This is a genomic window from Rhizobium sp. R634, assembly GCF_002211305.1.
Lineage (GTDB): Bacteria > Pseudomonadota > Alphaproteobacteria > Rhizobiales > Rhizobiaceae > Rhizobium.
Genome location: NZ_LOKW01000027.1, coordinates 342,377 through 364,876 on the forward strand (window position 1 = coordinate 342,377; position 22,500 = coordinate 364,876).

At 62.8% G+C, this 22,500-nt stretch carries 25 protein-coding genes and 1 riboswitch; of the genes, 17 read left to right on the forward strand and 8 right to left on the reverse strand.

Features of this window, described 5'->3' with window-relative positions; genetic code table 11:
• The first annotated feature begins 165 nt into the window (after positions 1-165).
• The 12 genes from ATY77_RS29065 to ATY77_RS29120 all read left to right on the forward strand — a co-directional run bounded on the left by ATY77_RS29065 (position 166) and on the right by ATY77_RS29120 (position 12,689).
• A complete protein-coding gene (locus ATY77_RS29065; RefSeq protein WP_088689930.1) occupies positions 166-1,827 on the forward strand; it encodes a S8 family peptidase in 1,662 nt (553 codons plus the stop codon).
• 8 nt (positions 1,828-1,835) lie between these two features.
• Positions 1,836-3,161 carry a hypothetical protein gene (locus ATY77_RS29070; protein WP_088689931.1) on the forward strand — a complete coding sequence of 442 codons (1,326 nt, stop codon included), beginning with the start codon at positions 1,836-1,838 and terminating at the stop codon, positions 3,159-3,161.
• 88 nt (positions 3,162-3,249) lie between these two features.
• Positions 3,250-3,346, forward strand: a riboswitch (TPP riboswitch).
• Between the two features lie 75 nt (positions 3,347-3,421).
• Positions 3,422-4,198 carry a hydroxyethylthiazole kinase gene (gene thiM / locus ATY77_RS29075; RefSeq protein ID WP_190237714.1) on the forward strand — a complete coding sequence of 259 codons (777 nt, stop codon included), beginning with the start codon at positions 3,422-3,424 and terminating at the stop codon, positions 4,196-4,198.
• Positions 4,195-4,830, forward strand: a complete 636-nt coding sequence (gene thiE / locus ATY77_RS29080; protein ID WP_088689933.1) for a thiamine phosphate synthase — start codon at positions 4,195-4,197, stop codon at positions 4,828-4,830. Before thiM ends, thiE begins: the two co-directional genes overlap by 4 nt.
• Positions 4,827-5,636 (forward strand): bifunctional hydroxymethylpyrimidine kinase/phosphomethylpyrimidine kinase, encoded by an 810-nt coding sequence (thiD, locus tag ATY77_RS29085; RefSeq protein WP_088689934.1) that lies wholly within the window; start codon positions 4,827-4,829, stop codon positions 5,634-5,636. The genes thiE and thiD overlap by 4 nt, the downstream gene beginning before the upstream one ends.
• Positions 5,637-5,862: 226 nt before the next feature.
• Positions 5,863-6,342 (forward strand): GNAT family N-acetyltransferase, encoded by a 480-nt coding sequence (locus tag ATY77_RS29090; protein WP_088689935.1) that lies wholly within the window; start codon positions 5,863-5,865, stop codon positions 6,340-6,342.
• Positions 6,343-6,366: 24 nt separating this feature from the next.
• Complete coding sequence (locus ATY77_RS29095; RefSeq protein ID WP_088689936.1) at positions 6,367-7,389, forward strand: glycoside hydrolase family 3 N-terminal domain-containing protein; 1,023 nt, start codon at positions 6,367-6,369, stop codon at positions 7,387-7,389.
• Between the two features lie 42 nt (positions 7,390-7,431).
• Positions 7,432-9,078, forward strand: a complete 1,647-nt coding sequence (locus tag ATY77_RS29100) for an ABC transporter substrate-binding protein (protein ID WP_088689937.1) — start codon at positions 7,432-7,434, stop codon at positions 9,076-9,078.
• 57 nt (positions 9,079-9,135) lie between these two features.
• Positions 9,136-10,113, forward strand: coding sequence for an ABC transporter permease (locus tag ATY77_RS29105; protein ID WP_088689938.1), 978 nt, complete (start codon positions 9,136-9,138; stop codon positions 10,111-10,113).
• A 1-nt stretch (position 10,114) separates the two neighbouring features.
• Positions 10,115-10,993 carry an ABC transporter permease gene (locus tag ATY77_RS29110; protein WP_088689939.1) on the forward strand — a complete coding sequence of 293 codons (879 nt, stop codon included), beginning with the start codon at positions 10,115-10,117 and terminating at the stop codon, positions 10,991-10,993.
• Positions 10,990-11,793 carry an ABC transporter ATP-binding protein gene (locus tag ATY77_RS29115; RefSeq protein ID WP_088689940.1) on the forward strand — a complete coding sequence of 268 codons (804 nt, stop codon included), beginning with the start codon at positions 10,990-10,992 and terminating at the stop codon, positions 11,791-11,793. The genes ATY77_RS29110 and ATY77_RS29115 overlap by 4 nt, the downstream gene beginning before the upstream one ends.
• Positions 11,790-12,689, forward strand: coding sequence for an ATP-binding cassette domain-containing protein (locus tag ATY77_RS29120; protein WP_088689941.1), 900 nt, complete (start codon positions 11,790-11,792; stop codon positions 12,687-12,689). Before ATY77_RS29115 ends, ATY77_RS29120 begins: the two co-directional genes overlap by 4 nt.
• 18 nt (positions 12,690-12,707) lie before the next feature.
• On the opposite strand, the gene ATY77_RS29125 is transcribed toward ATY77_RS29120, so the two are convergent.
• On the reverse strand, positions 12,708-13,145 hold the full coding sequence (locus ATY77_RS29125; protein ID WP_088689942.1) for a VOC family protein: 438 nt from the start codon (positions 13,143-13,145) through the stop codon (positions 12,708-12,710).
• A 235-nt stretch (positions 13,146-13,380) separates the two neighbouring features.
• Between ATY77_RS29125 and ATY77_RS29130 the strand changes: the two genes are divergently transcribed.
• Entirely contained in the window at positions 13,381-14,058 is a 678-nt protein-coding gene (locus ATY77_RS29130) for a hypothetical protein (protein ID WP_088689943.1), read from the forward strand.
• 6 nt (positions 14,059-14,064) lie between these two features.
• On the opposite strand, the gene ATY77_RS29135 is transcribed toward ATY77_RS29130, so the two are convergent.
• The 3 genes from ATY77_RS29135 to ATY77_RS29145 all read right to left on the reverse strand — a co-directional run bounded on the left by ATY77_RS29135 (position 14,065) and on the right by ATY77_RS29145 (position 16,117).
• Positions 14,065-14,859: an aldolase/citrate lyase family protein gene (locus tag ATY77_RS29135; protein WP_088689944.1), complete on the reverse strand. Its 795-nt coding sequence runs from the start codon at positions 14,857-14,859 to the stop codon at positions 14,065-14,067.
• A 62-nt stretch (positions 14,860-14,921) separates the two neighbouring features.
• The gene (locus ATY77_RS29140) at positions 14,922-15,122 is read right to left on the reverse strand and encodes a hypothetical protein (protein ID WP_088674602.1); all 201 of its coding nucleotides are present in this window, start codon (positions 15,120-15,122) and stop codon (positions 14,922-14,924) included.
• A gap of 89 nt (positions 15,123-15,211) precedes the next feature.
• Positions 15,212-16,117 (reverse strand): LysR family transcriptional regulator, encoded by a 906-nt coding sequence (locus ATY77_RS29145; protein ID WP_088689945.1) that lies wholly within the window; start codon positions 16,115-16,117, stop codon positions 15,212-15,214.
• Between the two features lie 95 nt (positions 16,118-16,212).
• Between ATY77_RS29145 and betC the strand changes: the two genes are divergently transcribed.
• Positions 16,213-17,727, forward strand: coding sequence for a choline-sulfatase (betC, locus tag ATY77_RS29150; protein ID WP_088689946.1), 1,515 nt, complete (start codon positions 16,213-16,215; stop codon positions 17,725-17,727).
• A 121-nt stretch (positions 17,728-17,848) separates the two neighbouring features.
• Here betC and ATY77_RS29155 read toward each other — a convergent pair whose 3' ends face one another.
• Together ATY77_RS29155 and ATY77_RS29160 are read right to left on the reverse strand one after the other, a co-directional pair.
• On the reverse strand, positions 17,849-18,709 hold the full coding sequence (locus ATY77_RS29155) for a TIM barrel protein (protein WP_088689947.1): 861 nt from the start codon (positions 18,707-18,709) through the stop codon (positions 17,849-17,851).
• A 66-nt stretch (positions 18,710-18,775) separates the two neighbouring features.
• Complete coding sequence (locus ATY77_RS29160; RefSeq protein ID WP_088689993.1) at positions 18,776-20,146, reverse strand: amidase; 1,371 nt, start codon at positions 20,144-20,146, stop codon at positions 18,776-18,778.
• A gap of 273 nt (positions 20,147-20,419) precedes the next feature.
• Here ATY77_RS29160 and ATY77_RS29165 point away from each other — a divergent pair, with 273 nt between their 5' ends.
• Together ATY77_RS29165 and ATY77_RS29170 are read left to right on the forward strand one after the other, a co-directional pair.
• Positions 20,420-20,698 (forward strand): hypothetical protein, encoded by a 279-nt coding sequence (locus tag ATY77_RS29165; RefSeq protein ID WP_088689948.1) that lies wholly within the window; start codon positions 20,420-20,422, stop codon positions 20,696-20,698.
• Between the two features lie 87 nt (positions 20,699-20,785).
• Positions 20,786-21,223: a DUF1810 domain-containing protein gene (locus tag ATY77_RS29170; protein ID WP_088674607.1), complete on the forward strand. Its 438-nt coding sequence runs from the start codon at positions 20,786-20,788 to the stop codon at positions 21,221-21,223.
• 32 nt (positions 21,224-21,255) lie between these two features.
• Here the strand turns inward: ATY77_RS29170 and ATY77_RS29175 are convergent, their stop codons facing one another.
• The gene (locus ATY77_RS29175; RefSeq protein WP_088689949.1) at positions 21,256-21,453 is read right to left on the reverse strand and encodes a hypothetical protein; all 198 of its coding nucleotides are present in this window, start codon (positions 21,451-21,453) and stop codon (positions 21,256-21,258) included.
• A 73-nt stretch (positions 21,454-21,526) separates the two neighbouring features.
• A complete protein-coding gene (locus ATY77_RS29180; RefSeq protein ID WP_088689950.1) occupies positions 21,527-22,150 on the reverse strand; it encodes a TetR/AcrR family transcriptional regulator in 624 nt (207 codons plus the stop codon).
• A gap of 128 nt (positions 22,151-22,278) precedes the next feature.
• On the opposite strand from ATY77_RS29180, the gene ATY77_RS29185 reads away from it, so the two are divergent.
• Positions 22,279-22,494 (forward strand): hypothetical protein, encoded by a 216-nt coding sequence (locus ATY77_RS29185; RefSeq protein WP_088689951.1) that lies wholly within the window; start codon positions 22,279-22,281, stop codon positions 22,492-22,494.
• Positions 22,495-22,500 lie beyond the last annotated feature (6 nt).

The window sequence follows — 22,500 nt, forward strand, 5'->3', positions numbered from 1 at the left end:
AGAGAAAAGATACTCGTTAAGACTGAAATCGCATCCCGCTAATCTCCGAAAATGCGGCAGGCCATTTGCCGGGCAGCGCACTCACAAATACAGAGCTGTATTTTAGAAATACATTGCACCCACGGTTGCTGCTGGTATTCTTTCTCGAAAAGGAGGGAGCAGCGAATGGCGAGACGACCGCGGCCGGGGCAGCCCGGAAAAGAACCCGAAGACGACTTCCGGGAAAACCTGGTCAAGACTCGGATCGGAGGCGATCTCTCCTCGTTGATGAAGGATGACGCGGATCGCCCCAGGAAACCCGCCAAGGCGTCCCCTGAAAGCTTCGATGTCGTCATCGAATTCAATCGCGATTTTCCAGGCGGCGTGACGGCGGCGCGGCAATTCCTGTTCGAGGCGTATCTTTTGTATCTCAACCGGGTCGGAGCGACCGACGACAGCAACAGCCTGCGACGTTTCGGCATGTCGCTACCGCTCGGCATGCCTGCGGTTCCGGAGGACGGTAAGCTGAATCTCTCGCAGATTTTTTCGAATGGCAGCAGGATCGCCGCCAAATCCCTCTGGACCGACAGCTACGCCTTTGCGACCCTAACTCGAGAAGCCATCGACCGGCTTTCGACCTGGATGATGACCCAAAAGAAGGATGGCAAAAAGCAGAAGGACGTTCCGCTCGTCTACAAGATCTGGCGTGATCATAAGATCGATCGCTGCGTTTACGAATCCGTCAGGACGATCAAATGCGATGCGGCCTATGCATCCTTTGCGGCCAGTGGAAAAGGCATCGTCTGGGCGGTCGCCGATACCGGAATTGACAAAAACCACCCACATTTCAAAACCCTAGGCACGCTCGATCTGCCGGACGGCCTTTATCACCGGGATTTCACCATCGACGATCCCGATCCCGACCCGGTCGTGGCGTCGGATGCGGCGTTGATCGACACGGCCGGCCATGGAACCCACGTTGCCGGCATCATCGCCGGTCGTACCTCCGTAAAAGAAGTACCGAAAACGAAAGCGCTAAAGACTATTTGCGTGACCTCGCAGATTCGCAAGGAGGATGGAACAAAATCAACGGTCAACGATCCGCACGAAGGCGTCATCACCGGCATGGCGCCGCACTGTAAGCTGATGAGCCTGAAAGTGCTGATTAACGAGAAGCAGGGAAAGCTCAGCAATCTGCTGGCTGCGATCAATTACGTCCAACGCTCGAACGATTATGGGCGTAACCTCAAGATTCACGGCATCAATCTCAGCCTCGGCTACACCTTTGATCCGGCCTGGTTCGCCGCCGGGCAAAGCCCGCTTTGCGTCGAGGTCAACCGGCTCGTCCGATCGGGCGTCTGCGTGGTGGTCGCGGCCGGCAATGCCGGCTACGGCACGGTGACGCAATTTTCCGGAGCGCCCGAACGCGCCGCCCATGTCGGCACGATCATGGATCCCGGCAACGCCGCGCTTGCCATCACCGTCGGCTCGACGCATCGCGACATGCCGCATACCTATGGCGTCTCCTATTTTTCCTCGAAGGGACCGACGGCCGACGGGCGCATGAAGCCGGATCTCGTCGCCCCCGGCGAGCGCATCGTCTCCTGCGCGCTCCCAGACCGCGACAAACCGAACGAAGCGCCGTTCCGGGAGGATACCGGCACGAGCATGGCGACACCGCATGTTTCCGGCGCGATCGCCGCCTTCCTGTCCGTCCGGCGTGAGTTTCTCGGCCAGCCGGAACGCGTCAAGGAAATCTTCGTCGGCGCGGCGACCGACCTCAAGCGCCGGCCGGAGTTTCAGGGCGCCGGCCTCATCGATCTGATGCGAACGCTGCAAGCTGTGTAGGAGGACACATGGACACGCTTGGACCCTCGCCATTCCTATGGCTCGAATTCGACAAGGACGGCGCGATCGATCCCGCGCTGACGGAAAAGCTCGCCGCCGTGCTGAACCAGCCCGGCATGACCGACCTCGTAGTCATGTCGCACGGCTGGAAGAACACCAAGGACAATGCCCGCACGCTCTACGGAACGCTTTGGGCAAATGCCTGCAAGAAACTGGCGCCCGACAAGGGGCGCCGCACCGTCGTCGCGGGCATCGTCTGGCCGGCCAAGGCCTATCGGACGGATTTCGACACGGAAACGCTGGTGGCCTCAGGCGGCGGCGCCCAGGCAGCCGACGGCGCACCGGCACCGGTCGAGGATCTCGACGACGCGGCTTTCAAGGAGGTGCTGGCCGATTTCGAGGGTCTCTTCGGTCCGGATGGTGCTGGCACGGCCGAAAAGGCGCGGGCCGCGGCTGAGACACTTGATGAAACGAGGTCGCTTTTCCTCGTCAGACAAGGCAAGGCAGCGATCGGCTCTCCCCAATCCGATACCGAGCTCAAGGCGGATGCCGAACCGATCGCGCTTGCGACGGAGGATGCCAATAGCGCGAAGGTGCTGATGGAAGGTCTCGTCTCGCCGCCAACCTTCAGTCTCGAAAGCTCGGTCGGCAAGGCGCAGGGTCTCGGCGACGTCGTCTCGGGCCTGATCTCGGGCCCAAGAGCGGCGGTGGCGCGGTTCCTGAACCAGCTCACCTATTACGAAATGAAGAAGCGTGCCGGCGTCGTCGGCGAGGCGCTGACCAAAAACGTCCTGTCGAAACTCGTGCTGCAGCAGCCGATCCGGCTGCATCTCGTCGGCCACAGCTTCGGCGCCCGGCTGGTCTCGGCGGCGGCGAACAAGCTCGCCCCGGTCCCGAAGCTGGAATTCTTCTCGCTCACTTTGCTGCAGGGCGCCTTCTCGCACAATGGGTTCGCCAAAGAGATCAAGCCTGGCCTTGCCGGCGCTTTTCCCGATGTGGTCGGCAAACCGACCGGCCCGATCTGCGTCACCCATACCCATAACGATCTCGCCTGCACGCTTGCCTATGCGCTGGCCTCGCGCCTGTCGCGCGATATCGCCAAGAGCATCGGCGATGCGAACGACGAATTCGGCGCGATGGGGGCGAACGGTCCCCAGCACCTGCAGGCTGGGCAGGCGGTCGAGGACGATGCGGATGCCGTCTTCGCGCCAAAAGCCGGCAAGGTGAACACCTTCCTGGCGGACAAATATATCATCAAGACCGCGGCGTCGGATGCCCACAACAATGTCGCGAACGAGGAGGTCGGCCGGCTGCTGGCAAAGATCGTCGGCTGATCGTCTTCGTGATCTGGCCACACCCGCACGCTTCGCGAATTGTCATTTTCCGGGTGACATGCGCCCCGTTCTCTGCAAAAACAAACCCGATGAGAGACAGGGGCGTCCGCCGGCAGGCGGGCTGAGAAGTACCCTTCGAACCTGAACCGGATCATGCCGGCGGAGGGAGTCGCTCGGGGTTGGGCCTTGCCCGCATGAACCGCCCCGTGCCCTGCCCCGCCTGAAAGGGGCAACAGCAGATGAAGACCACGTCGGGAGCAATGCTGAAGGCGATGCGCGAAAAGCCGCCGCTCGTTCAGTGCATCACCAATTACGTCGCCATGAACATTGCGGCAAACGTCCTGCTCGCCGCCGGCGCCTCGCCGGCCATGGTGCATGCTGCGGAAGAAGCCGGCGAATTCGCCGCCATTGCAAACGCATTGACCATCAATATCGGCACGCTTTCGCCCAAATGGATCGAAGGCATGCAGGCGGCTGCCAAGGCGGCGAACGCAGCCGGAAAACCCTGGGTGCTCGATCCGGTCGCGCATTACGCCACCGCCTTCCGCCGCAATGCGGCCGCCGATCTCCTGGCGCTCAAGCCCACGATTATTCGCGGCAATGCGTCCGAGATCATCGCGCTTGCCGGCGGAGAGAGCCGCGGCCAGGGCGTCGACAGCCGTGATCCGGTCGAGCAGGCCGAGGATTCGGCGCGGCGGCTCGCGGAGCGGCAGCAGTCGATCGTCGCCGTCACCGGCGCGGTGGATTTCGTCACCGACGGTCAAAGGGCCGTGCGGATCGCAGGCGGCTCTGCCCTGATGCCGCAGGTCACCGCGCTCGGCTGCTCGCTGACCTGCCTTGTCGGCGCCTTCGCCGCGACCGCACCCGAGGACCTCTTCGGCGCGACGGTCGCCGCCCTCGCGACCTTCGCTGTAGCAGGCGAAGATGCAGCGCTTGGCGCTGCCGGCCCGGGCTCCTTCTCCTGGCGATTGCTCGATGCGCTGGCTGCCATCGATGCCGAAACGCTCGACGCCAGAGCAAGGGTATCGGTCGTATGAAGCGCTTCGACCTCTCGCTCTATCTCGTCCTCGATCCCGATCTCTGCGCCGGGATCGGCATGGTCGAGACGGCGCGCCTCGCCGCTGCCGGCGGCGCGACGATGGTGCAGCTGCGTGACAAACATGCGGGCACAGCGAGAATGATCGAAACCGGCCGGGCCTTGAAACAGGTGCTCCACGGCACAAGCACTCTCCTCATCGTCAATGATGACGTCGAGGCGGCGATCGCCATCGGTGCCGACGGCCTGCATATCGGTCAGGACGACATGGATGCGCGTGACGCGCGGCAGATGATCGGCCCCGGCATGATCCTCGGCTTGTCGGTGGAAACCGCGCAGCTCGCCGGCGCCGTCGATCCTGATATCGTCGATTATACCGGCGTCGGACCGGTGTTTGCGACACCGACCAAGGCCGACCACAAGCAGCCGATCGGCTTTGACGGGCTTGCCAGGCTGGTACAGTCCTCACCGGTGCCGTCGGTCGCCATCGGCGGGCTCAAGGCGGAACATGTGGCAGGCGTATTTGCCGCAGGAGCCGAGGGGCTTGCTGTCGTCTCCGCAATCTGCGGCGTGCCCGACCCCGAAGCGGCAACGCGCCGCATCGAAGCAGAAATCCGAAAGGTCCGCCCATGATCCGCAACGTTCTCTCCATCGCCGGTTCCGATCCCTCGGGCGGCGCCGGCATCCAGGCCGACCTCAAGGCCTTTTCCGCCCGCGGCGTCTATGGCATGGCGGTTTTGACGGCGCTGACGGCGCAGAACACGCAAGGAGTGAGCGGCGTGCATCTGGTGCCGCCGGAGTTCGTCGCCGACCAGATCAATGCCGTCTTTGCCGATGTGCGCGTCGATGCCGTCAAGATCGGCATGATCGCCAATGCCGGGATCGCCGAGGCCGTCGCAGCAGCCCTCGCGGGCCGGCGCGGCATTCCCATAGTCATCGATCCCGTCATGATCGCCAAGGGCGGCGCGGCCCTGCTTGCGCCCGAAGCGATCGACGTGCTGACCCGCCGGCTGCTGCCGCTCGCAACCCTCCTCACGCCGAACCTGCCCGAAGCCGCAGCGCTGCTGCACCAACCGGTCGCAAGCAGTCGCGAAGAGATGGCGGCACAGGCCGAGCAGCTGCGCGCGCTAGGCCCTGCCGCGGTGCTGGTCAAAGGCGGCCATCTCGACAGCGATGAGAGCCCCGATGTGCTTGCCACTGTCGGCGGCCTGCACTGGTTCGAGGCGAGGCGCGTGCCGACCAAGAATACGCACGGCACCGGCTGCACGCTCTCCAGCGCGCTGGCGGCCGAGCTTGCCAAGGGCGCCTCGGCCGAGCAGGCCGTCGCCATTGCGAAGAATTATCTCGCCGATGCGGTCGCCGCCGCCGACAGCCTCACCGTCGGCTCCGGCCACGGCCCGGTGCAGCATTTTCACGCGCTTTGGAAGCACGGGGAATAACCGATCTCGCCGAAAGCGGCGCAGGCATCAGGATTGCGAGAGAAAAACGGCCCGGACCCCGGGCCGTTTTCGTTCGTACCCTCGGCCGGCACTGAACCGAAGCTGCCGGGGCCGAGCGCACTGCTCCATTTGAAAATCCCTGTTGACAAGCCCGGCCAGATGGCCAAGTCTATAACACTAAAAGGGGATAAATTCCGTAATAACGGAATAATTGGAGGAGAGACAGGTGCCAGACCTGCTTGTGAGCTTATATTCCGCCAAGCTCGCCGAACTGAAAGAACGGGCCGATATCGTCGGCGCCTCCATCCGCCCGGCCCTCCCCCCGGAACTGCATCTCGTCGTCAATTGGGCTCGCGAACACTTCAGTGAGAACTGGGCAAGCGAGGTCTCGGTCGCCTTTTCCCGCCAGCCTGTTGCCTGCCTGATCGCCGTCGAAGACGGCAAGCTGCTCGGTTTTGCCTGCTACGACACCACCGCACGCGGCTTCTTCGGTCCGACCGGCGTCGCCCCGGAAGCGCGCGGCAAGGGCATCGGGCTCGCTTTGTTTTCCGCTTGCCTTCAGACCATGAAGTCGCTCGGCCATGCCTATGCCGTCATCGGCGACGCCGGCCCGGTCGATTTCTACGCCAGGACCGCAGGCGCGATCGCCATCCCCGCCCCCGACAAGGGCATTTACGAAGGCATGCTCAGAAGCGCGCCGAAATGACCATCTGATACCGGAGTTACAGAATTGTCCTCGAACCCGCTCGCCCTTTTCGTCGGCCTCCCGAACCCCACGATTTCGGATGATGAATTCGCCCTCTTCCGCGAGACCAATCCGCTCGGCCTCTTCGTCGGCAGGCGCAATCAGCGCGAGCCGGAGCAGACGAAACGCCTGATCGAACGCTTCCGCGAAGCCGTCGGCCGCGACGATGCGCCTGTCTTCACCGACCAGGAAGGCGGCCGCGTGCAGCATCTCGACGCCGGCCCCTGGCCGCTCTTCCGCAGCTTCGGCCAGTTCGCCGAGCTCGCGCGCCGCGATTTCGATCTCGGCAGAAAAGCATTGCGCCTTTCCTCCCAGGCCATGGGCGCGATGATGACGGAACTCGGTCTTTCCAGCGGCTGCTCGCCCGTTCTCGACCTCGTCTTCGAGACAACGAGCGCGGTCATCGGCGCCCGTTCCTTTGGCCCCGATCCCGATGTCATCGCCGCCCTCGGCCGCGAGGTGGTCGACGGCCTGCTGGAGACCGGCAACATGCCCGTCATGAAACATATTCCCGGCCATGGCCGCGCGACGCTCGACTCCCACAAGGAGCGTCCGGTCGTCAGCGCCTCCCGCGAGACGCTGACCACGACCGATTTCAAGCCCTTCGTCGCACTGAAGGACACGCCCTGGGCGATGGTCGCCCACGTCGTCTATTCGGCCTATGACGCAGAACTTCCAGCCTCCGTCTCGCCTGTCATGCACGACGTGATCCGCAAGGATCTTGGTTATGAGGGCGTGCTGGTTTCCGACTGCATTTTCATGGAGTCGCTCTCCGGCACGCTGCCGGAACGTGTCAGCCAGGTGCTCGACGCAGGTTTCGACATCGCGCTCCACAGCCATGGCGACATTCCCGAAAGCGAAGCTGCCGCGAAAGCTGCCCGCCCGCTGACGGACGCGGCCCTGAAGCGGATCGCCGCCGGCAAGGCTCGCCTCGGCAATCTCAAGATCGATGTCCGCGCTGCCCACGCTGAAGTCGAAGACATGTTTGCCAGCGCTTCGGTCTCCTGACCGGCGCGCCATCTCTCACCGCATAGAAAAAGGGGAATAAACATGAAAAAATATTTTTTTGCAGCCGCAGCACTCACGCTGCTTTCGGGCTCCGCCATGGCGCAGACGATCCTGACGGCCAACATCGAACCGGCCACCACCTGGGTGCGCAACTTTAATCCGTTCAACCAGACCTCGGCGCGCCAGTCGACGCTCGACTTCATCTATGAGCCGCTCGTCATCTTCAATCGCTTCGACAGCAACAAGCCGGTCTATCGCCTGGCCGAGAGCTTCAAACTTTCCGACGACCTGAAGAGCATCGAATTCAAGCTGCGCCCGAACCTGAAATGGTCTGACGGCAAGCCGCTGACCTCAGCCGACGTCAAATTCACCTATGACTATCTGAAGACATTCCCGGCGCTCGATTTCGTCAGCATCTGGAGCTTCGTTACCGACGTCCAAGCCGTCGATGGCCAGACGGTGCGCTTCACGCTCGCCAATCCGAGCTCGCTCGCCGCCGAGCAGATCTCGCAGCTGCCGATCGTTCCCGAACATGTCTGGAAGGATGTCGCCGATCCCGTCACCTTCGCCAACGAAAACCCGGTCGGCAGCGGCCCGCTGACGGAAGTGCCGCGCTTCACCGGCCAGACCTATGACCAGTGCCGCAACCCGAACTATTGGGACAACGCGCATCTGAAGGTCGATTGCATGCGCTTCCCGCAGCTTGCCGACAACAACCAGATGCTGACGGCAACGGCCGACGGCACGCTCGACTGGGGTGTCTCCTTCATTCCCGATATCGACAATGTCTATGTCTCCAAGGATCCGGAGCATTTCCACTATTGGTATTCGCCGAGCAGCATGGTCGCCTTCCTGTTCAACCTGGAAACGGCGAACGAGAACAATAAGAAGGCCTTCAACGATGTGAAATTCCGCCGTGCCGTCGGCATGGCGCTCGACCGCAAGACGATGATCGACGTCGCCGGCTACGGTTATCCGACGTTGAACGAAGATCCCGGCCTGATGGGCGAGCTTTACAAGAGCTGGGCGGATCCGTCCGTCAAAGCCGATTTCGGCAAGTTTGCGACCTATGACGCCGACGCCGCCAAGGCGCTGCTCGACGAGGCCGGCTACAAGGACAAGGATGGTGACGGCTTCCGCGACAATCCCGACGGCAGCAAGATCTCCTTCTCGATCATTGTCCCGAACTCCTGGACCGACTGGGTCGATACCGTCAACATCGCCGTCGAAGGCATGCAGGCGGTCGGCATCGACGCCAAGATCGAAACGCCGGAGGAGGCCGTGTGGACCGGCAACCTCATCAACGGCAGCTTCGATGCGGCGATCAACAGCCTGCCGGCATCGGCCTCGCCCTACTACCCCTACAAGCGCGCCTTCAGCGCTTCGGACAAGGGCAAGACGCGCTTTACCGCGCAACGCTGGTTTAATCCCGATGTCGAGAAGCTCGTCACCGAGTTCACCCATACCGCCGATCTTGCCAAGCAGAAGGAAGCGATGAACAAGGCGCAGCGCATCGTCGCCGAAAACATGCCGATGATTCCTGTGTTCAACAATCCGAACTGGTATCAGTACAACACCAAGCGCTTCACCGGCTGGTCGACCAAGGAAAACCCCTTCGTCAATCCGTCGATTTCGCGAACGAACCCGGCACGCCTCTTGAACCTGCTCGCGCTCGAGCCGGTCAAGTAAAGGCATTGATCCCGGGAGCGGTGCTTTCAACGCCGCTCCCGTCACGACGGAGTTCCCATGGCCTTCCTGCTTCGCCGCCTCGTCTTCTACATGGCAGCCTTCATCGCGGCCGCGACGATCAACTTCTTCCTGCCCCGCCTGATGCCGGGCGATCCCGTGCAGATCATGTTTTCGAGCGCCGGCACCGAATTGCCGCCGGAAAGCCTGCAGGCGCTGAAGCTTACCTTTGGCTTCGTCGACGGCCCGCTCTGGCAGCAATATCTCACCTATCTCGGCAGCATCTTCACCGGCGATCTCGGCCGCTCGATCAAATATTTCCCGCTGCCCGTCACCTCGGTGCTCGGCCATGCCCTCGTCTGGACCGTCGGCCTGATGGGAACGGCGACGATCGTGAGCTTCGCGCTCGGCACCTTCCTCGGCATCCTCGCCGCCTGGCGGCGCGGCAGCAGGTTCGATGTCGTCGTCTCCGTCGGCGCGATCTTCGCGACCTCGGTGCCGGCCGTCGTCACCTCGCTGATCGTGCTCTTCATCTTCGGCTTCACGCTCGGCTGGTTTCCGAACGGCTATGCCGCCGATCCCTCGCTCGATCCGGCCTTCAGCCTGCAATATATCGGCAGCGTCGCCTATCACGGCATCCTGCCGATGGTGACGCTCTGCACCGTGCTGATCGGCGGCTTCACCGTCACCATGCGCAACAACATGATCAACCTGCTCGGCGAGGACTATATCGTCATGGCCCGCGCCAAGGGCCTTTCCGACCGGCATGTGATGCTCTGGTATGCGGCGCGCAACGCCCTGCTGCCGACCGTCTCCAGCCTTGCGATCGCGATCGGCACCATCCTTGGCGGCTCGCTGGTGACTGAAGTGGTCTACAACTATCCCGGCCTGGGCAACATTCTCTACCAGGCGATCCTCGCCCGCGATTATCCCGTCATCCAGGGCCAGCTCCTGATCATGACCGCCACCATGCTGATCGCCAATTTCATCGTCGACGTTAGTTATGTCCTGCTCGATCCCAGGCTGAAGGGAGCATGAGATGAAGAGCCTGCTTCAAAACCGCAAGGCGCTGGCCGGCCTGCTGATCATCGCCTTCATCGTTGTGGTCGCGATCGCAGCCCCGCTGCTGACGCATTACGATCCCGCCGCCCACACCGGCAGGCCGCATCAGCCGCCGTCGCTCGACCATCTGCTCGGCACGACCCGCATCGGCCAGGATGTCTTCGCCCGCCTGCTCTACGGCGCCCGCACCTCGCTCGCCGTCGGCTTCGGCGCCGGCTTGCTGATCACCCTCGTCGGCACCGCGCTCGGCATCATCTCCGGCTATCGCGGCGGCAGGACGGACGAGATCATCAGCTTCTTCACCAACATGGTGCTCGTCGTTCCCAACCTGCCGCTGCTCTTGGTGCTCGCTGCCTTCATCGGCCAGGCAAGCCCCGTCGTCATCGCCCTCATCCTCGGCGCCACCTCCTGGGCTTGGGGCGCGCGCGTCACCCGCGCCGAAACGCTCTCCGTCAAGCACAAGGATTTCGTCAAATCGGCCGAGATGATGGGCGAGCCGCAATGGCGCATCATGACATTCGAGATCTTCCCCAACGTGATTTCAATCGTCGGCATCAACTTCATCGGCAGCGTCATCTTCGCCATCATCACCGAAGCGACGCTGGAATTCCTCGGGCTCGGCGATCCCAAGGCGATCTCCTGGGGCACGATGCTCTACAATGCGCAGAAGGCTTCCGCGCTTTCGGTCGGCGCATGGTGGGATATCCTCACGCCCTGCTTCGCGCTCGCCTTTCTCGGCATAGGCATGTCGCTGCTCAACTTCGCCGTCGACGAGATCGCCAATCCGCGGCTGCGCACCGGCAATCACCTGAAGCGCTGGTCGCTGCTCGTCCGCTCCGGGGAGGGCCGCCTGTGACCCAGCCGCTGCTTTCTGTGAGGAACCTCACCATCGATTATATCGGCGAGCAGAAGGATTTCCGCGCCGTCGACGATGTCAGCTTCGACGTGGCGCCGGGCGAGGTCTTCGGTCTTGCCGGCGAATCCGGCTGCGGCAAGAGCACCATCGCCTTCGCCATCAGCCGCCTGCACAAGCCGCCGGCACTGATCCGCAAGGAGAGCCGCATCCTGCTCGACGGGCGCGACGTGCTCGGCCTCGACCGGCAGGCGCTCGCCGCCTTCCGCTGGCGCGAGGTCGCCATGGTCTTCCAGAGCGCCATGAACTCGCTGAACCCCGTGCTGCGCGTCGAGGCGCAGTTCTACGACGTGCTGCGCACCCACAAGAATATGAGCCGAGCGCAAGCCCGCGAGCGCACCGCCGAGATGCTGACGCTCGTCGACATCGCGCCGGATCGCATGCGCGACTATCCCCATCAGTTTTCCGGCGGCATGCGCCAGCGCATCGTCATCGCCATCTGCATGGCGCTCGATCCGAAGCTCGTCGTCATGGACGAGCCGACGACGGCGCTCGACGTCGTCGTCCAACGCGAGATCCTGCAGCGCATCAACGAGCTGCGCCGCCGCTTCGGCTTCTCGGTTCTCTTCATCACCCATGATCTCGGGCTGATGGTGCAGTTCTGCGACCGCATCGGTATCATGCTGGCAGGCAGGCTGGTGGAGCAGAACGCCGCCGAGGCGATCTACCGGACGCCTGAGCATGACTACACGAAGAAGCTCTGGGCCTCCTTCCCCTCGCTGCACGGAGGAGTGCTGCTATGAGCGACGCCATTCTCGCGCTCGACACGGTGACGAAGACGTTCGGCCATGGGGCCGCGGCGGTGCATGCGGCCCGCGCCATCTCGTTTTCGCTGCATGGCGGCCGGGCGCTGGCGCTCGTCGGCGAATCCGGCAGCGGCAAGACCACCTGCGCCCGCATGGCGATGCGCGAATATCTGCCGACATCGGGCCGCATTCTCTACAAGGGCCGGCCGGTCGAAGCGGCGAATTCCGCCGAGATCGCACGCTACCGCCGCTCGGTGCAGATGATCTTCCAGGATCCCTTCGCTTCGCTGAACCCGGCCCACACCATCGCCCATCACCTCAGGCGGCCGCTGAAGCTGCATCGCCCCCACATCAAGGGGACCGAGATCGATGCGACGGTCCGCGAACTGCTGCAGCGCGTCAGGCTCGATCCCGATCTCGTCGCACCGAAATATCCGCATGAGCTCTCCGGCGGCCAGCGCCAGCGCGTCAACATCGCCCGCGCGCTTGCCGTCAAGCCGGAAGTGATCGTGGCGGACGAGCCGACGTCGATGCTCGATGTCTCGGTGCGGCTCGGCGTGCTCAACCTGTTGAACGAGATGAAGCGGGAGATGAGTCTCGGCCTGCTCTACATCACCCATGACATCGCCACCGCCCGTTACGTCGCGGAAGATATCGCCGTGATGTATGCCGGCCAGATCGTCGAATGGGGCAGCGTCGCCAAGGTGATCGACAATCCGCTGCATCCTTATACAAGGCTGCTGCTTTCGGCCGTGCCCGATCCGGATGTCCGTTTCGAGGATCCGAAGGCCCGGCTCCGGCCCGAGGAGGTGGAGAATATCCGCCGCCGCTCCGCCGCGCCGCAGGACGATGTCGTCGAGGTGGAGCCGGAGCATTTCATGCGGGTGATCTGACAGTCCGTGTGATTGCACTCAGCCGAGTTCCTGAGCAAGTCCGAGAAGAAGCCCTTCGGGTCCACGGATGTAGCAGAGCCGATACGCGTCCTTATACTGGACAACTTCCCCGACAAGCTCAGCGCCGCGGCTGCGGAGCCTTTCAAGCGTTTCGTCGATGTCATCGACGGTGAACATGACACGGAGATAGCCGAGCGCGTTGACCGGAGCGTTCCGGTGATCTGCAACGACATCCGGCATGAGGAAGCGCGAGAGCTCCAGCCGGCTGTGTCCATCCGGTGTGCGCATCATGGCAATCTCGACCCGCTGGTCGCCCAGTCCCGTGATACGCCCGGCCCATTCTCCTTCGATCGTCGCCCGTCCTTCCAGTTCGAGGCCGAGTTCGCCAAAGAAATCAATCGCCCGTCCAAGGTCTTCGACGACGATGCCGACATTGTCCATCCGCTTGAGCGCCATGTTCCAATCTCCAAAGTGTCGTTGCAATCTACGAGGTGTCGCCTCGTCTCACAAAGGACGTTTGAGGAACCTCAGCACCGACAGCTTCCAGCTCAATTTGCTTCTGTCCACATCAGAGGCCTGTCCGGATCGCCTTACACCGCTATCAGTTTTCAAGCGGCCCCAGAGGCCGGCTTGCTGGCCCCGCTCATCGCCCTATGCTAGGGACGGCTCTTTCATGTGAGGCGAAACCATCATGCTGCCCTGGATCCAGCTCGATTCCGCGACCATTCCCGGCGAAGGCGGCGAGCTCAGGCTGAAGCAGCGCGGCAGCGAGTTCTCGATCATGCTCGGCGCCAACGAGCTGATGAACAGCCGCCTCAGCGGCTCGGAGGAGGCGCTGGCGACACTTTCCTGGGAGCGGATCAAGGCGCATCCAAAGCCGAGGATCCTGATCGGCGGGCTCGGCATGGGTTTTACTCTGCGCGCCGCTCTTGCCGTTCTTCCCGGTGATGCGTCGGTGACTGTCGCCGAATTGGTGCCTGCCGTCGTCGCCTGGGCGCGCGGGCCGATGGCCGAGGTTTTCAAGGGCTGCCTCGATGATCCGCGCGTCGGCATTCATGAAGGCGACGTCGGCGAGGCGATCCGTGCCGGCAAGGGCGGCTATGACGCCATCCTGCTCGATGTCGACAACGGCCCTGACGGGCTGACGCGGGAATCCAACGACCGGCTCTATGATTTCGCCGGCCTTCGCGCCGCCCGCGATGCGCTACGGCGAGGCGGCGTGCTCGCCGTCTGGTCATCCGGCCAAGATCCCGCTTTCACGCGACGTCTCGGAGATAGCGGCTTTTTCGTCGATGTCGTCAATACCCGCGCCGGCCGCAAACGCGGCGCCCGCCACGTGATCTGGCTTGCCGTCAAATCGACCGGCTGACGAAGATCAGCTGCCCGAAGCGATCCTGCGGGCGGCATTGATGGCGCGGCGGGCGCCGGAGCGCAGCTGTATGGTCTCGGCGCCGGCGATGACCAGATCGAATCCGAACTTCAGCAGCTCGCCGGCCCGCTCGCCATCGCCGGCATAGGCACAGGCGAATTTGCCGTGGGCGCGGCAGCGCGCAACGGCATGCTGCATGGCGCTGTCGATCTCGGCCGCGTTCGGCGCCACCTGATCGCCGTTCGACAGCGCGATCGAAAGGTCGGCGGGGCCGACGAATATGCCGTCGATGCCGGTCACGCCGAGAATGCCGTCGATCGCATCGAGAGCCGCACGGGTCTCGACCATGGCGATGGCGACGGTGAGGTCGTTGGCAGTCTTCAGATAGGCGTCGGCCGACAGGCCGCTATGGTTCAGCGCCAGAGACGGCCCCCAACTGCGCTCGCCGAGGGGCGGATATTTCGTGGTCCTGACCAGGGCTCGCGCATCTTCGGCCGAATTTATCATCGGCGCGATGATGCCGGAGGCGCCGGCATCGAGCAGCCGCGAGGCGGAGGCAAAATCGCCGACTGGAATGCGCGCGATAGCCGGCTTGCCGGCAAGACGTGCCTGAGCAACGGCATTTGCCGCTGACTGCATGTCCCACATGCCGTGCTGCATATCCAGGACGACGGCATCGAACGCTTCCTGCGCCAAATGGTTGACGAGCATGGCGTCGGGGATGCCGACCCAGGCGGAGATCATGCCGCCCTGATGCCTCCGGATGCGGTCGGCAAAACCATCGATTTCTGCTGCGCTCATGCCATTCTCCTCATTTCGACAGGCCGCCTGCGGCCGGATTACCGCCAAACGGCAGCAGCCATTCATCCTCTGCGGCGAAGCCGCGAGATGGTGACCATCACGACGATGCCGGCCGCTGCCAGAATGGCGCCCCAGAGCATCCAGATCTTTTGGGCAATCATGAAACTCGACGCCGGATAGGGAAAATAGCCGCTTCCCTGCCCGATCCAGATCAGGCCGAACACGACCATGAGCAGTCCGATGACATATCCGATGGTTCGCATGCTTCAGCCCCTTCGCTATGGATTCGCTCCACAATGTCGATCGTCATCGCTGATGACAAGGCTTCTGCTGAGGAGAAATGCAACCGCCGCTAATCATTCTTCTTCACCTCATCCGACAGCCAGGTGCTGAGCCTCTCGCTGTGGACGTTTGGAGATCGCGGAGGCACCAGCCAGTAGCCGCGGTCGCCCGCCTCCAACGGCGGACCGGCTTTCATCAGCATGCCTGCCGAAAGGAGCGTGTCGACGAGCCCCATCCAGCCGAGCGCCACGCCCTGCTCGCTCAGCGCGGCCTGAACGACCAGAGAATAGGTGTTGAAGCTGATATCGCCGCGGCCGGCTTGGGCGTCGCGCGGGATGGAGAATTCGGCAAAATAGCTGCGCCAGTCGAACCACGGCGATGGCAGCGGCGCGTCGAGATGGATCAGCCTCGCCCCGGCCAGTTGCCTTGGATCGCCGAAGGGTCCGTTGCGCTCCAGGAATCCCCGCGTACAGACGGGCACGACCCTCTCCGGCAGCAGAAGCGTACCGACGGCGCCGAACTCCGCCCGCGTCCCGAAAACGACCGCGACATCGGCCTCGTCACGAAATCCGGCGGCAAGCCTCTGCGTCGCGACGATCTGTATGTCCGTTTCCGGATGCAGAAGCCGAAAGCCATCCATGCGGGGGATCAGCCAGAGCGCCGAGAAAGCATAGTCGGTTCTGAGCCTGACGACCGGCCTTTGAGCCTCGACGCGGAAACTGCGGGCGAGCGCATCGATGTCGCCGACCGCCTTGGCAGCGACCTCCAGAAGCCGCTCGCCTTCCGCGGTCAATTCGACGCCACGATGCTGGCGGCGCAGCAGGCTGACGCCGAACTGCTCTTCCAGCCGGCGGATCTGGTAGCTGACGGCCGGCTGGGTCAGCCCGAGCAGCGTTGCAGCCGCCGAAAAGCTCCCGAGCCGGGCAACCTCGACGAAGAGACGCAACCAACCAACCTCGGGCGGGCGTTCTACCATAAAAATTCCTTTAGGCTGCCATCGAAAAAAGCTATCTTTACAGTCGAGATAGTAGACGTTTCAATAAAATCATCAAATGGCAAAAGGGAATCGACATGGCGCGCCCGAACATCCTCATCCTGATGGTGGATCAGTTGAACGGAACCTTCTTTCCCGATGGCCCCGCCGACTTTCTTCACGCGCCGCATCTGAAATCACTGGCCGAACGCTCCGTGCGTTTCGCCAATACCTATACGGCAAGCCCGCTCTGCGCGCCGGCGCGAGCTTCCTTCATGTCCGGGCAATTGCCGAGCCGAACGCGGGTCTACGACAATGCGGCGGAATTCGCCTCCGATATCCCGACCTATGCGCATCATCTGCGCGCCGCCGGGTACCAGACGGCGCTATCGGGCAAGATGCATTTCGTCGGCCCCGACCAGCTCCACGGTTTCGAGGAGCGCCTGACGACCGACATCTACCCCGCCGATTTCGGCTGGACGCCCGACTATACCAAGCCCGGCGAGCGCATCGACTGGTGGTACCATAATCTCGGCTCGGTCACCGGCGCCGGCATTGCCGAGATCACCAATCAGATGGAATATGACGACGAGGTCGCCTACCACGCCACCCGCAAGCTCTTCGATCTCTCGCGCGGCCATGACGAGCGTCCCTGGTGCCTGACCGTCAGCTTCACCCATCCGCACGATCCTTACGTCGCGCGCCGCAAATTCTGGGATCTCTATGAGGATTGCCCGGCCCTCGACCCGGCCGTAGCTCCGATTCCTTTCGAGCAACAGGATCCTCATTCTCAGCGCTTGATGAAAGCCTGTGAGCACGATGCGTTCGACATCAGCAGCGAGCAGATCAGACGGGCAAGGCGCGGCTATTTCGCCAATATCTCCTATATCGACGAGAAGATCGGCGAGATTCTCGACGTCCTGGAACGCAGCCGCATGGCCGAGACCACCATCATCCTCTTCGTTTCCGACCATGGCGACATGCTTGGCGATCGCGGCCTTTGGTTCAAGATGAACTTCTTCGAAGGATCGTCCCGCGTTCCGCTGATGATCGCGGCCCCGGGCTGGAAGCCGAAGCGCATCGACCAGCCGGTCTCCACCCTCGACGTAACGCCGACGCTCGCAGGCCTCGTCGGGATCGATATTGCCTCGCTGAAGCCGTGGACCGAGGGCGAGGATCTCGCAGCACTTGTCAAGGGCACCGGCAGCCGCGGCCCGGTGCCGATGGAATATGCCGCCGAAGGCTCCGAAGCGCCGCTCGTCTGCATCCGGGACGGCCGATACAAGCTCTCCCTCTGCGAGAAGGACCCGCCGATGCTGTTCGATCTCGAGGCCGATCCTGAAGAACGCAACAATCTGGCGACCGATCCCTCGCATGCCGAAGCCTTGGCGCGGCTCACCGAACAGGCCAGCCGGCGCTGGAACCTTGCCGATTTCGATGCGGCCGTGCGCGAAAGCCAGGCGCGCCGCTGGGTCGTTTACGCCGCGCTTCGCAACGGCGCCTATTATCCATGGGATTATCAGCCGCTGCAGAAAGCGTCGGAGCGTTATATGCGCAACCACATGGATCTGAACGTACTCGAGGAAAACCAGAGGTTCCCGCGCCAGGAATAATCGTCCGGCTAGAGCATGATGCCGAAAAGTGTGAGCGGTTTTCGGACGACATCATGCTCTAACTATTTAGTTTAGAACGGGATTCAGATTTTAGGCCGACTCGGCCTAAAATCATCCCGTTCTAAGCCGTCCGGCGCGCCGGCGCGTCACGCAGGAAATCCTCGATGAACTGCTTTTGCAGCAGGACGCCGTCCCATTCATCGGGGAAGAAAGGCGAGTCGTAGATCAGTGTGAAAGGACCGGCATAACCAGCCTTCTCGCACATCTCCAGGCACTTGCGATAATCTTCGGCATCGAGGCCGGCAGCGCTGTAATCGGCCTTGGCGTGGCAGATTTCCGCCCGGCGCATGATATCGGCAAGGCCCGCATATTTTGCCGGCGGCGCCCAATTGCCGAGGTCGCCGTTAAGCCCGGCCCTGCCGTCCAGCCGGTCCAAAAGCCAGTTCATCTCGACGGGCGACGGCAGCAGATCGAACCAGTTTTCGACCACGACACGCACACCGCTGCCCTCCGCCTTTTCCGCCAGCCAGCCGAGGTGACGGGCGGCGCGGCTGAGATTTTCCTCGGTCGGCTGCTGCTTGCCGGCAATGACGCGCATCCTCTGCGCCCCGAGGGCGGCGGCGATGCCGATCCACTCCGCCATCCATTCGACGTCGCGTTCGGCCGTTTCGGGATGGCTCGGATCGCCGTCCTCGACGAGCAGCGTCTGGAACAGCACATTCGACGCCGCCATGGCGTCGCGGAGGTCACGGAGGTAAGCGGCGTCCAGGCTCGGCAGATGGAAGGAGCAGACCTCCAGCCGGTGGATGCCGCGCGCCGCAAGCGCCGCCGGCATGTCGATCAGAGCCGCCGCACCCGGGCCGTAGGGCTCCTTCGGTGCGGCACTTTTATCAGGATCGGGACTGTAGGCATGGACGGCTCCGAGCAGCCGATGCAGCGACCATGTCGAAACCGCGAAAAGTCCGTTCTGCAAGCTCTGCACGTGCCGTCCTCCTGGATCTCCTCATGTCATCAATGGCAACAAAAGCCCGGCGGTTCAATTGCAAATTCAGGCGAAATCACCGCGGATGACCGCCTCGGCCGCGAGCCCTAATCCGAGCAGCGCCTCGTCGCGGCGGCCGGTTGCCGAAAGCAGCAGGCCGACCGGCATGCCTGCCTCCCCCGTGCCGCAGGGGATGGAGACGCCGCACCAGTCGAGGAAATTGCCGAGCATGGTGTTGCGCAGCGTCTTGTTATTCGTGGCGAAGAAGAGTTCGTCATCCGCTTCCAGCGGTGCGATCGGCGGGGCGACATGGGCGACCGTGGGGAAGGCGATCAGGCGGTTGCCGATGAAGCGGTCGACATCGGCGATCAGACGGCTGCGCGCCTCGAGGATCGCCATATAGTGAGGCGCCGTTGTCTTCGCTCCCAAGCGTGTGCGCATGACGACACGATTATCCATGCGGTCTGCCTCTGGTCCCGCCAGCCTCTCCTGATGCAGCGCGAAGGCCTCCGCGGTCACCAGCGGACCATATTTCGTCAGCAGCTCGATGATTGCGTCGAAGGCGGGGATGGTGGTGCGCGAGACACGCACGCCGGCCTTTTGAAGGCGTTCCAAAGCGGCGTCGAACGCGGCGATCACGCCTGGTTCGGCGCCGTCGAAGACGATATTTTCAGGCACGAGCAATTCCTGTCCTTGCAGCGAGCGCTCGGCAACGTCCGGCGCCGTCAGACCGCGCATCGCCGCATCGATCCAGACCGCGTCGCTGACGGTGCGGCAGAGCGGCCCCAGCGAATCGAGGCTCTTCGACAGGGGGTAAACGCCATCCATCGCATATCGGCCGCGGGTCGCCTTATAGCCGACAATGCCGTTGAGGGCGGCAGGAATGCGCACCGAGCCGCCGGTATCCGTGCCCATTGCGACCGGCACCAGGCCGGCGGCAACGGCGACGCCGGCGCCGGAGGAAGAGCCGCCTGGAATGCGCGGGAGGTCGGCGCTTCGCGGATTGACCGGCGTGCCGTAATGCGGATTGATGCCGAGACCGGAAAAGGCGAATTCGCTCATATTGGTGCGGCCGACAGCGATCATGCCCGCCTGCCTGAGGAGGCCGACAACGGCTGCATCGCGCTTGGCCGGCGCATCGGCGGCGAGCACGACCGAGCCCGCCGTCGTCGGCATGCCTTCGATATCGAAAAGATCCTTCCAGGCTATCGGAATGCCGTCCAGCAATCCGAGCGAACGGCCCTCCCGCAAACGCCTGGAGGAGGCACGCGCCTCCTCCATCGCCCGGCTTTCGGTCAGCGCGGTGAAGATGGCCTTGTCGCCATAATCCGCAATGGACTGGAAGACCGCCTCGGTCACGTCGACCGGATCGGCCGCGCCTGCCTGAATGAGGACGGAAAGCTGGGCGACGGACATCGCGCCGAAGGATTTGCTCATGGGACGGTCCAGAAGATCATGATCCTTTCGACTACCCCGGATCATTCCGGCGAGCCAGAGCTTCACGATATTTTGCATTTATTAGGACGATTTTTTGAACACTGAGTTTGCAGATTGCCCCTTCAATTGCCACGATCGAAGACACACATGCTGCTCGCGTGTGGAGTGGGATTCGGCATGAGGGTGAAAGTTGCTCTTTCAGAACCGGCTCCGCATGCGTTGCAGGAGTACACTGAAATGTCAGATTGTGAAACTTTGAGCCGCCGCCAGGATATGGTGACCCTCCATGCGAAGGAGGATGAAACCATCGGCCTGGGCGAGCGCGACTATGTGGAACATGTCAGCGCCCAGAAACTTTCGGGCTTCGAACGTCTCGTCGTGGTCGGGGCGCTGGTTGTGTTGAGCTTCGCCGGTTTCGCCGCATATTCTTCCGGCGATACCGATCCGATGACGACATCGGCCATTGCCGCTACATCAGGCGATAGCACGCCACATCATCAGCCCTACGGCCATTGCCGTGACAGCAGCCCCTACGCTGAGAGGGTTTGCTGAGGGCGAGCGCGGCTCGCCCGAACCAGTTCGCCGGGCATGGAAACCTTGGCCCAGGCTGCATCAAATGCAGGATAAGGGAAAAGAACCATGGCCGGCGATGTCGATTATAATCTCCACCGTTTCATCGACGCCCAGAACGGCGTCTATGAACGGGCGCTTTCGGAGCTGAAGGCCGGGCGCAAGACCTCCCACTGGATGTGGTTCATCTTTCCCCAGATCGCTGGTCTCGGCACCTCGCCGATGGCGGAAAAATATGCGATCCGCTCGGCCGAAGAAGCCGCCGCCTATCTTGCCGATCCCATTCTCTCCAGCCGGCTGCTGCGTTGCGTCGAGGCCGTTCTGTTGGTTTCCGGCCGGTCCGCGCACGAGATCCTCGGCTCGCCCGACGACCTGAAGCTGCGCTCGTCGATGACCTTGTTTGCCGCGATCAGCGATCATGGCTCACCGTTTCATCAGGTGATCGATCATTTCTACCAGGGGAAATTCGATGAGCGCACGCGGGAAATCCTCAGCGCCGGCGATTAGGCTGCGCCTGCGCGAGGTCGCTTCAGCTCAATTCAGCTTGCCTTAGTCACCCGGCCGCTCTCCAGCGCCGCTATTTCATCGGCGATTTCGCTCAGCCGCTGACGCAGATCGCTGTCGGTGCCGTCATCGACCTCTTCCTCGCCGAAACAATAGCGCGCATCATGAAGCTCCAGCTTTGCTTCGAGCTCGGCGCGTTTGGCATACAGGCGTTTGAGATAGACGTAGTTCATCTCCCGGTCTCCACATCGCCGTCCGGTGATGGGAAAACGGTAGGGACGAGGTAAGGTTCCCTAAAAGATCGGCTCAGGCGAAGGAAGCGATCGCAGCCCTACATGCCTTGGCGAAATGACCGCAGCAGCCGGCGGCGCCCATCGCCTGGCGGCTGACGCGCGCGCCTTCGAGCAGCAGCGTCAGCGTATCGGCAAGCAGTTCGGCTTCGCGCGCACCGGCCGCCGAACAGAGCGCGGCCAGGCGATCACGCTGTTCGGCCTTGTGCCGCTCGATCATTTCGTGGGCCGGATGGCCCTCACCCTTCAATTCAATCGCGGCGTTGGCGAGATCGCAACCGGCGGGCTCGCCGCTCAGACATTGCGCCCGCATCTCCACCCAGGCGTCGAGCTGGGTGCGCGGATCGCCGGGATGGGCCGCCTCCAGCTCGCGCCAGATGGCACCAGCCTTTTCGGAAGCGCGGCGCAGCGTCTCGCAGACGAGTTCGTCCTTCGAGCCGAAATGCCGGTAGAGCGTCATCTTGTTGGTCAGCGCCGCATCGGCGATGGCGTCAACGCCGATGCCGCGGATGCCGCGCTCGCGGAAAAGCTCCTGAGCCGTCGAGACGATGCGCTCCCGTGGCGGGATGCGATCTTCGGGAACGGCTGCGGCAATTTCATTCGAAGTTTCGGATTTTTTTGCGGACGAAGTCCTTGACATCAATGTGACCGATCGGTAACAACTGTATTGTTACTTACCGGTAACACCACGTGCCGCGAAAGTCAATGCCGAGGGCATGGCTAGGGAATGTGGAACACGGGCGACCGCCCACGAAAGGAGGACAAGCCATGAGAAAGACCAGAGACGACCTGACCATATCCGAAGCCCTTCGCGACCCCCTGATCGCCATGGTATTGCGCGCCGACGGCGTGAAGCTTGAAGATTTCAAGCAACTCCTTGAGACGGCCGCCGGCAAGGGCGAGTCGCGCCCGACCCCGGTGGGCAAGATGATCGGAGCGCTCGCAAGCCGCGCCAATCTGCCGGCCATGCCCTGCTTCGGCTGAAAAAAC

Excerpts from the sequence above, each read along its gene's own strand:
- ATY77_RS29145 (WP_088689945.1), bottom strand. The coding sequence starts at position 16,117 with ATGGTAGAACGCCCGCCCGAGGTTGGTTGGTTGCGTCTCTTCGTCGAG.
- ATY77_RS29160 (WP_088689993.1), bottom strand. The coding sequence starts at position 20,146 with ATGAGCAAATCCTTCGGCGCGATGTCCGTCGCCCAGCTTTCCGTCCTC.
- thiM (WP_190237714.1), top strand. The coding sequence starts at position 3,422 with ATGCTGAAGGCGATGCGCGAAAAGCCGCCGCTCGTTCAGTGCATCACC.
- ATY77_RS29130 (WP_088689943.1), top strand. The coding sequence starts at position 13,381 with ATGCTGCCCTGGATCCAGCTCGATTCCGCGACCATTCCCGGCGAAGGC.
- ATY77_RS29120 (WP_088689941.1), top strand. The coding sequence starts at position 11,790 with ATGAGCGACGCCATTCTCGCGCTCGACACGGTGACGAAGACGTTCGGC.
- ATY77_RS29170 (WP_088674607.1), top strand. The coding sequence starts at position 20,786 with ATGGCCGGCGATGTCGATTATAATCTCCACCGTTTCATCGACGCCCAG.
- ATY77_RS29100 (WP_088689937.1), top strand. The coding sequence starts at position 7,432 with ATGAAAAAATATTTTTTTGCAGCCGCAGCACTCACGCTGCTTTCGGGC.
- ATY77_RS29140 (WP_088674602.1), bottom strand. The coding sequence starts at position 15,122 with ATGCGAACCATCGGATATGTCATCGGACTGCTCATGGTCGTGTTCGGC.
- ATY77_RS29180 (WP_088689950.1), bottom strand. The coding sequence starts at position 22,150 with ATGTCAAGGACTTCGTCCGCAAAAAAATCCGAAACTTCGAATGAAATT.
- ATY77_RS29110 (WP_088689939.1), top strand. The coding sequence starts at position 10,115 with ATGAAGAGCCTGCTTCAAAACCGCAAGGCGCTGGCCGGCCTGCTGATC.
- betC (WP_088689946.1), top strand. The coding sequence starts at position 16,213 with ATGGCGCGCCCGAACATCCTCATCCTGATGGTGGATCAGTTGAACGGA.
- thiD (WP_088689934.1), top strand. The coding sequence starts at position 4,827 with ATGATCCGCAACGTTCTCTCCATCGCCGGTTCCGATCCCTCGGGCGGC.
- ATY77_RS29175 (WP_088689949.1), bottom strand. The coding sequence starts at position 21,453 with ATGAACTACGTCTATCTCAAACGCCTGTATGCCAAACGCGCCGAGCTC.
- ATY77_RS29105 (WP_088689938.1), top strand. The coding sequence starts at position 9,136 with ATGGCCTTCCTGCTTCGCCGCCTCGTCTTCTACATGGCAGCCTTCATC.
- ATY77_RS29125 (WP_088689942.1), bottom strand. The coding sequence starts at position 13,145 with ATGGCGCTCAAGCGGATGGACAATGTCGGCATCGTCGTCGAAGACCTT.
- ATY77_RS29070 (WP_088689931.1), top strand. The coding sequence starts at position 1,836 with ATGGACACGCTTGGACCCTCGCCATTCCTATGGCTCGAATTCGACAAG.
- ATY77_RS29065 (WP_088689930.1), top strand. The coding sequence starts at position 166 with ATGGCGAGACGACCGCGGCCGGGGCAGCCCGGAAAAGAACCCGAAGAC.
- ATY77_RS29135 (WP_088689944.1), bottom strand. The coding sequence starts at position 14,859 with ATGAGCGCAGCAGAAATCGATGGTTTTGCCGACCGCATCCGGAGGCAT.
- ATY77_RS29165 (WP_088689948.1), top strand. The coding sequence starts at position 20,420 with ATGGTGACCCTCCATGCGAAGGAGGATGAAACCATCGGCCTGGGCGAG.
- ATY77_RS29185 (WP_088689951.1), top strand. The coding sequence starts at position 22,279 with ATGAGAAAGACCAGAGACGACCTGACCATATCCGAAGCCCTTCGCGAC.
- thiE (WP_088689933.1), top strand. The coding sequence starts at position 4,195 with ATGAAGCGCTTCGACCTCTCGCTCTATCTCGTCCTCGATCCCGATCTC.